We start from the raw sequence: 7443 nt of genomic DNA, 5'->3' as shown, positions 1-7443 counted from the left end.
AAAACAATCTCGAAAGATCAACAGCCCCTAACACTCAAGTACTGGTTGATTATTCTTTTCAACATGCTTTAACGAGGCTTGTAGTGCTTCGTAGCGAAATGAGTAGGTATTGCCGTCAGGGACTAGATCTAACACTCTAAACTTTTCTAATTGCTGACGGGTTTTTGTATTAGGGCACAAAAGTAACACTTCACAATTAACATCTAATGCATCCTTAATGGCGTTTTCAAGAGCTAAGCCAACAGTAACATCAATCATAGGAACATCAGTCAAATCCAGAATCATAACATCGTAATCATCAATACTTGCGTGCTGCTGTGATATTGCCTTTGAAACACTAAATATCATAGGACCTGACAAGTAGAAAAACAGCACCTTACCGTTAGCTTGGTCAAGTAAGCCTCGTTCGCTATCAGTTAATGGAACAATATTATCATCGGCATCACTTATCGCTTTAACTTGTCGTGCTTGAACACGGCTAAGTTGTTCAATAATAATAATATTTGATATAAATACGCCTAAGCCTACGGCAACAATTAAGTCGACGAATACCGTTAATAACATTACGCCATACATGACCGCCATACCGGGCATACTCACTTTATGAGCACGTTGAATAAAGCTCCAATCGAGAATGTTAAAGCCAACATAAACGGCAATACCAGCTAAAACTGCCATAGGAATCGGTTCAGTTAAGCTACCCGCAATTAATACGACAAGTGCTAGCATTAACGCGCGGATGATGCCTGACAGTGGCGAACGTGCTCCAACCTGAATATTAGTTACGGTACCCATAGTTGCACCAGCACCTGGTAGCGCGCCAAATAAACCTGAGATCATATTGGCAATACCTTGACCACGCAGCTCTTTGTCTGAGTCATGTACTTTACGGGTCAAAGAGTCACCAATAACGGCGGTTAATAGGGTATCAATACAGCCTAGCGTACCTAATACCAAAGCATCAATCACCATTGTCATAAACATTTCGGTATTAATGTGCGGTAACACTAAAGAAGGCAACCCAGCAGGTATTTCACCAATTCGGCGGATACTATCAGTGTCGAAAATAATTACAGACAATAACGTTATTGCAACTAATGCTACTAATTGTGCAGGGACATATTTTCGGTATTTACTCGGGAAAAAGAAGAGTATTGCTAGGGTTAATAAACCAAGAAAGAGTTCGCTAAATTTTAAGTTAACTAAAGTATTAGGCAGCGCCGATAACGTGCCCATTACACCGCCAGCGGGAGCTGAATGTCCTAGTAAAGGTGATAGCTGTAAAATAATGAGGATAACCCCAATGCCAGACATAAAACCTGAAATAACGCTGTAGGGCATTAAGGTTATGTATTTACCGAGTTTAAGTGTCCCCAACAATACTTGAAAGGCACCGGCCATAATAACCACAGTAAAACCCATGGCCATGCCAGTTTCTGGATATTTAGCCATCATACTGGTAAGTACTGCAGTCATAATTACAGTCATTGGGCCGGTCGGTTCAGAAATTAAACTAGTAGAGCCACCAAATAAGGCGGCAAATAAGCCAACCAAAATGGCGCCCCAAAGACCGGCTTCAGCACCAGCACCAGAAGCAACACCAAAGGCTAACGCTAAGGGGAGGGAAATGATCGCTGTGGTAACACCACCAAATAAATCACCTTTGATACTCATATCTTTAAAACGATTATCAAACACAGCAGAAACCCTTATTTATGAAAGCAAAAAAGAAAAACAAATAAATCGCGTGATTTTAGCAAATTGTTATAGATGCAGCAAAGGATGTTGTAGGAATACATTAATTAAGTATTCATAATGCGAGTATATTTAATTCAGTTATATTAAACTTTGTAATATAACCGCAAAAAATTTAAAAGCCCCTATACTGAGAATAACATTCTCACAGTGATGATAATTATGGATATTTCTCGCAGAAAAGCGTTAAAAAATATTGCAGCAGGGACGTTAACAGGCGCCTGTATTATTAAAGCACCTTATATTATTGCCAAAGAAAAGGTCACGTTACGAATACTAGGAACCCATGTCACTTTGCAAGAAGAGCTAAGGCAAAGAGCAATGGAAGATTTAGGCATTAAACTTATCTTTGAGCCTAAAGGTAGTGCTGCAGTATTACAAAAAGCAGCAATGTTTCCTCAATCGTTCGATTTATACGAGCAATGGTCTAATAGTATTAATGTTTTATGGCGCTCGGGTGCTATTCAATCCATTGATAAATCAAGAATAACCCATTGGGGTGAAATTAATAACTTAACCAAGACTGGCCGAATAACGCCATCTGCAAAATATGGTGCAGGTGATGCTCCCCATAAGTTATTGCATGTGCAAAAAAATAACATGTTAGGCGCTGAGCACACTAATGATATTAGTTTTCTTCCTTATGTTCATAATGTTGACTCTTTTGGTTATAACACCAATGTTATTCAGGCTGGTATACCTTATGAAACCGAAAGCTGGGGCTGGCTGTTGAATGAAAAATATAGTGGCAAGGTCGGTATTATTAATGCGCCTACCATTGGCTTGTTTGATTTGGCATTGGCCGCCCAGGCGAATAACCTGATGGCTTTTAACAATATTGGCGCGATGACTAAAGCAGAATTAGATCAATTGTTTAATATTTTAATTGAATTTAAGCAGGCTGGTCACTTTAGTGGTTTTTGGACTTCTGTGCCCGAGTCTGTCGAGTTTATGAAATCAGATCGCGTTGTTATTGAAAGTATGTTTTCTCCAGCGGTTTCAGCGTTAAATGGCATAAATATTCCTGTTAACTATGCCGCTCCTAAAGAAGGCTATCGAGGCTGGCATGGTGTTATGTGTTTGTCTAGTCGCACTGAAGGTCGAGCAAAAGATGCAGCATATGATTATATGAATTGGTGGCTTTCAGGTTGGCCCGGTGCTTATATTGCTAAGCAAGGGTATTATATATCAAACCCTCAGCGAGCAGCTAAATACCTATCTCAAGATGAATGGGATTACTGGTATGACGGCAAGCCTGCCGGTCAAAACTTAAAGGGAACAGATAATAAAATATCTGTCAAAGCTGGAGATACAAGAAGTGGAGGGAGTTATCAAAAGCGTTTTAGTAACGTTGCAGTTTGGAACTCGGTTATGCCAACTTATGATTATAGTTTACAAAAATGGTATGAATTTATTAATGCTTAGTTACCACCTTCCGCAACACATTTTTAAGCAGAGTCTTATATGTTTAGCAGTTTAAAACTACAGTTAACGGCCGCTTTACTTGTTATCTTACTACTTGCTTTAGGGCAGCAGTTTGTAGCGGTTGAAAGTCAAAAGCTATTAACGTCTGGCTTATCAACAACTCAGCGTGTTGCTAATAAAGTTATGCTAGTAAAAGCCTTTGAAAAAGATGTTTTAGATTTGCAACGTAGTGTTTTGATCTATCAGCAAAATAATAGTCAATCTGTACTCAAGCGATTTGAGCAAACGATGCAGTCAATTAATGAGAAGTTGGCTGATATTTCAATGTTTATTGATATAAGCACACTCGATAAGAAGCAACAAACCGTTATTAATAGCATGCGAGGCCATTTAACCAGCTATCGCGAGAATTTTGATGTGGTTGTAGAAACCCTCATAAAAAGAAAGTCATTATTTGATGAAAATATTGTCACTGAAATTGAAGCAGTAAAAGCTCAGTTAACTGAGCAGATTAATGCTTCAAGGAATGTTGATACTAAAAAAGCATATTACAGAGAATTACTTTCTTTAATAAATCAGCTGCAAGTTAGTGTCTATGAATATGCATTGTATTCAACTTTTGAACCTATAGAAAAGTTTAATAAAATCAAATCACAACTAGATGAATTGTTAAGCAAGATAAATGATCCTAGTAGCACGAAAAGTATCACTGCAAGTGTTAATCATATTAACAGCAATTTTTTTCAATTAACGCAAATAACGCGTAATTATCAGTTTTTAGTAAATGTTGTTATGTCTGGCTCTGCTAATGAGTTTCTTTATTTAGCCAAGAGTTTAAGCCAAGCATTTTTGACGTATTTAAAGGACAATAATAGCACCTTAAATCATACGGTTGAGCAATCAGGACATCGTAGTAATGCAATGTTTATTCTGAGTTTGATTATGATGCTAATGGTGATGGTTTTTGTAGTATACCGTTTAATTTTTCCAATACAGCGAGTAACCAAAGTATTCGATATACTGGCAGAAAACAAAGAATTGAAAGAAGAATTGACCTCTTCTCGTGTTGATGAAATAGGCAAGTTAATTCGCTCAGCTAATATCTTTAAAAATAAAAACCTACAAACTAATACGCTGTTATTAGAAGCAAGACAGCTGAATGAACAATTAATCATAGAAACGGAAAAAGCAGAAAAAGCCACTAAAGCTAAAAGTATTTTTTTAGCTAATATGAGCCATGAAATTAGGACGCCAATTAATGGTATTGTCGGCTTAGTTGACCTACTTATGTTGAAAGACTTACCTAATGAAGAAATGGACTACCTGAATAAAATTCGTTACTCCACCAGCATTCTCATGAGTGTTATCAATGATATTCTCGATTTCTCTAAAATTGAAGCAGGTAAGTTAGTGATTGAAAATATTGCTTTCAATCCGGGTACCATCATTGAAAATATTATTGAGTCTGTAGTCGTAAGAGCGGCAGAAAAAAATATCAACATTCATTGTTTATTGCCTGAAAATTTATCCGAAACTCTTGAAGGAGATCCCGTACGTTTAAGTCAAATATTACTTAATTTGGTCAACAATGCGGTTAAATTTACCGAAAAAGGGCATATAACTTTAAAAGTCAGTCATGAAGTTCACCCAGATAAAACGGGAGCTACACTTTGTTTACAGGTTATTGATAGCGGTATTGGTATTAGCGATGAACAACAACAAAATATTTTTAAGGACTTTATTCAAGCCGATGGTTCCACGAGTCGCCATTATGGAGGAACAGGTTTAGGCTTAAGCATTTCTGAGCAGTTAGTGAAATTAATGGGAGGGAGCATCAAATTAAAATCAACACTTAATGTTGGTAGTACATTTATTGTTACTATTCCATTTGCGCTAATAAAGGCAGATATATCACCCCCTACGCTTTCGTTGCAGCCTTGTGTTCACCTATGTAACCTTGAGCAAGAGTTGGCAATATATAATCGGTCATTCACGCCTTATTTCACTCGTTCGATAATAGTGAACCAAGTCGACTTAATATCTGATGACGGTCCTTTTGCTATCCAAAAAGAACAAGAAGAAAACGAGAAACAAGTACTTATTATTTTTGTGGGTAAATTACTTACTTCACAGCAACGTAGTATTATTAATAAGCTATGCACGAGCAATATTTTACTCGGTTTTTGTCTTGAAACTCATGCAGATGAGATAAAAGAATCTTTACTTAAGTTAGGAGGAAAGCACTTTATTCATCAGCCTTTATTACCCAGTCGTATTCATTCTTTTTTAAGTGACCTATTTCGTGAAGAGCATGATATGCAATCGCCTCCTATAGTGACATCGGCAAAAGCTATTCGTGACAGTGAAAAAGTCCTAACCTTTCAAGGGCATGTGCTATTAGTTGAAGATAATACTATTAACCAATTGGTTGCTGGTAAAGTACTAAAAAGCTTTGGTTTAACATACGATATTGCTGGTGATGGCGAACAAGCAGTTGAAAAAATAAAGCACAATCAAGCGTATGATTTGATCTTTATGGACATTCAAATGCCTGTTTTAGATGGTTATGAAGCGACTAAAAGTATTCGAAAGCTTGGCTTTGACGATTTAATTGTTTGTGGGCTCTCTGCTAACGCTATGCGTGACGATATCAATAAAGGCATGGATTCAGGTATGAATGAGTATATTACTAAACCGTTACACCGCAATGATATGGAGCGCATTTTAAGTAAGTACCTTAGCTCTACTTAACCCAAGTCTTGTGTATGCGATAATGATACTTATTCATTTCACCGATGAACTTTGACATTATACTAATGGCTTGGCACAGTAAGGTTTTATATCTTCAATTCACATAATAAGAAGCCTATTACTATGAGCCTATCAGTTAAAAAAAATCTACCAGGTAAAATATACGCTAAGCCCTTAGCTGTAGCAGTGTTAATTGCCCTAGGGTTAGCAATTTCAGGCTGCCAAGATAACGCACCGTTAAGCCGTCAAGCAGAGCAAAGTGCTGCCGCCGCTCCTAAACTCTCATTAGCACAACAAGCGAATGAAATTGCTAAGAAGTACATTATTGCCGACACGCACATTGATGTGCCTTATCGTTTAGAAAGTCAGTTTGAAGATGTTTCTGAGCACACACCTCATGGTGATTTTGATTATCCAAGAGCTGTTGCTGGTGGTTTAAATGCTGCATTTATGTCGATTTACATTCCAGCGACACTTGAAAAAACAGGCGGTAGTAAAGCACTTGCCGACAACTTAATTACCATGGTTGAAGATATAGTCAAAGCCGCGCCTAATAAATTTGCGTTAGCATACTCTAGTGGCGATTTAAGTAAAAACTTCGCTAATGGACTGATTTCATTACCGATGGGAATGGAAAATGGTAGCGCAATTGAAGGCGATTTAGCTAACCTTAAACACTTTTACGATCGCGGTATTCGTTACATCACTTTAACGCATTCGAAAGCAAATCATATCTCAGACTCTTCTTATGATATTGAGCGACCAGCCAAAGGGTTAACTGATTTTGGTAAAGAGTTAGTACAAGCAATGAATAACATTGGCGTGATGGTTGATGTTTCTCATATTTCTGATGAAGCTTTTTATCAAGTGATGGAAGTCAGTAAAGCGCCAGTGATTGCTTCACACTCTTCAGCGCGTCACTTTACGCCAGGTTTTGAGCGTAATATGAGTGACGACATGATCAAGCTACTGGCTGAAAATGGTGGCGTTATTCAAATAAACTTCGGTTCAAGCTTTATTTCACAAGCGTCAATCGACAAACGTAATATCCATAAAGCGGCAGTAAAAGCCTTTGCCTTAGAGCATGGCTTAGATGAAAAAAGTGAACAGGTTAAAGAATTTTCGAAAGCTTACTTAGCAAAAAATCCTTATTTATACGCCAGCTTAGAGCAAGTATTAGATCACTTTGATCATGTGGTTAAGTTAGTGGGCATTGACTATGTTGGTATTGGCTCTGATTATGATGGCGTAGGTGACAGCTTGCCAACCAACTTAAAAGATGTTGCTTCATACCCTAATTTAATTGAAGGGTTATTAAAGCGCGGTTATAGCGAAGCCGATATTGTTAAAATACTCTCGGGTAATTTAATGCGTGTTTGGCAAGAGGTAGAAGCTTACGCGGCTGAGCATTAATCGCTTTTTTAAAGGGCTTTATTAAGGCGGTGTTAATGCAACCCGATCTCGGCTTAACAAATGTTTCTCTAGTTGCTATTTTCCTAACTTCTTCGTTAA

Annotated in this window: 4 protein-coding genes; 3 read left to right on the top strand and 1 reads right to left on the bottom strand. The window is 37.7% G+C overall.

The features are described 5' to 3' along the window. Nucleotides 1–27: 27 nt before the first annotated feature. On the bottom strand, nt 28–1674 hold the full coding sequence (locus tag KO495_RS08870; protein WP_215980060.1) for a SulP family inorganic anion transporter: 1647 nt from the start codon (nt 1672–1674) through the stop codon (nt 28–30). A gap of 243 nt (nt 1675–1917) precedes the next feature. On the opposite strand from KO495_RS08870, the gene KO495_RS08865 reads away from it, so the two are divergent. The 3 genes from KO495_RS08865 to KO495_RS08855 all read left to right on the top strand — a co-directional run bounded on the left by KO495_RS08865 (nt 1918) and on the right by KO495_RS08855 (nt 7344). Continuing rightward, nucleotides 1918–3180 (top strand): ABC transporter substrate-binding protein, encoded by a 1263-nt coding sequence (locus KO495_RS08865; protein WP_215980053.1) that lies wholly within the window; start codon nt 1918–1920, stop codon nt 3178–3180. Nucleotides 3181–3219: 39 nt separating this feature from the next. After that, the gene (locus KO495_RS08860) at nt 3220–5931 is read left to right on the top strand and encodes an ATP-binding protein (protein ID WP_215980052.1); all 2712 of its coding nucleotides are present in this window, start codon (nt 3220–3222) and stop codon (nt 5929–5931) included. Between the two features lie 123 nt (nt 5932–6054). After that, the gene (locus KO495_RS08855; RefSeq protein WP_215980051.1) at nt 6055–7344 is read left to right on the top strand and encodes a dipeptidase; all 1290 of its coding nucleotides are present in this window, start codon (nt 6055–6057) and stop codon (nt 7342–7344) included. Nucleotides 7345–7443: the final 99 nt, after the last annotated feature.

The sequence above is a fragment of the Colwellia sp. D2M02 genome, assembly GCF_018860755.1.
Lineage (GTDB): Bacteria > Pseudomonadota > Gammaproteobacteria > Enterobacterales > Alteromonadaceae > Colwellia > Colwellia asteriadis.
This window is presented reverse-complemented; position numbering and strand designations above follow the sequence as displayed.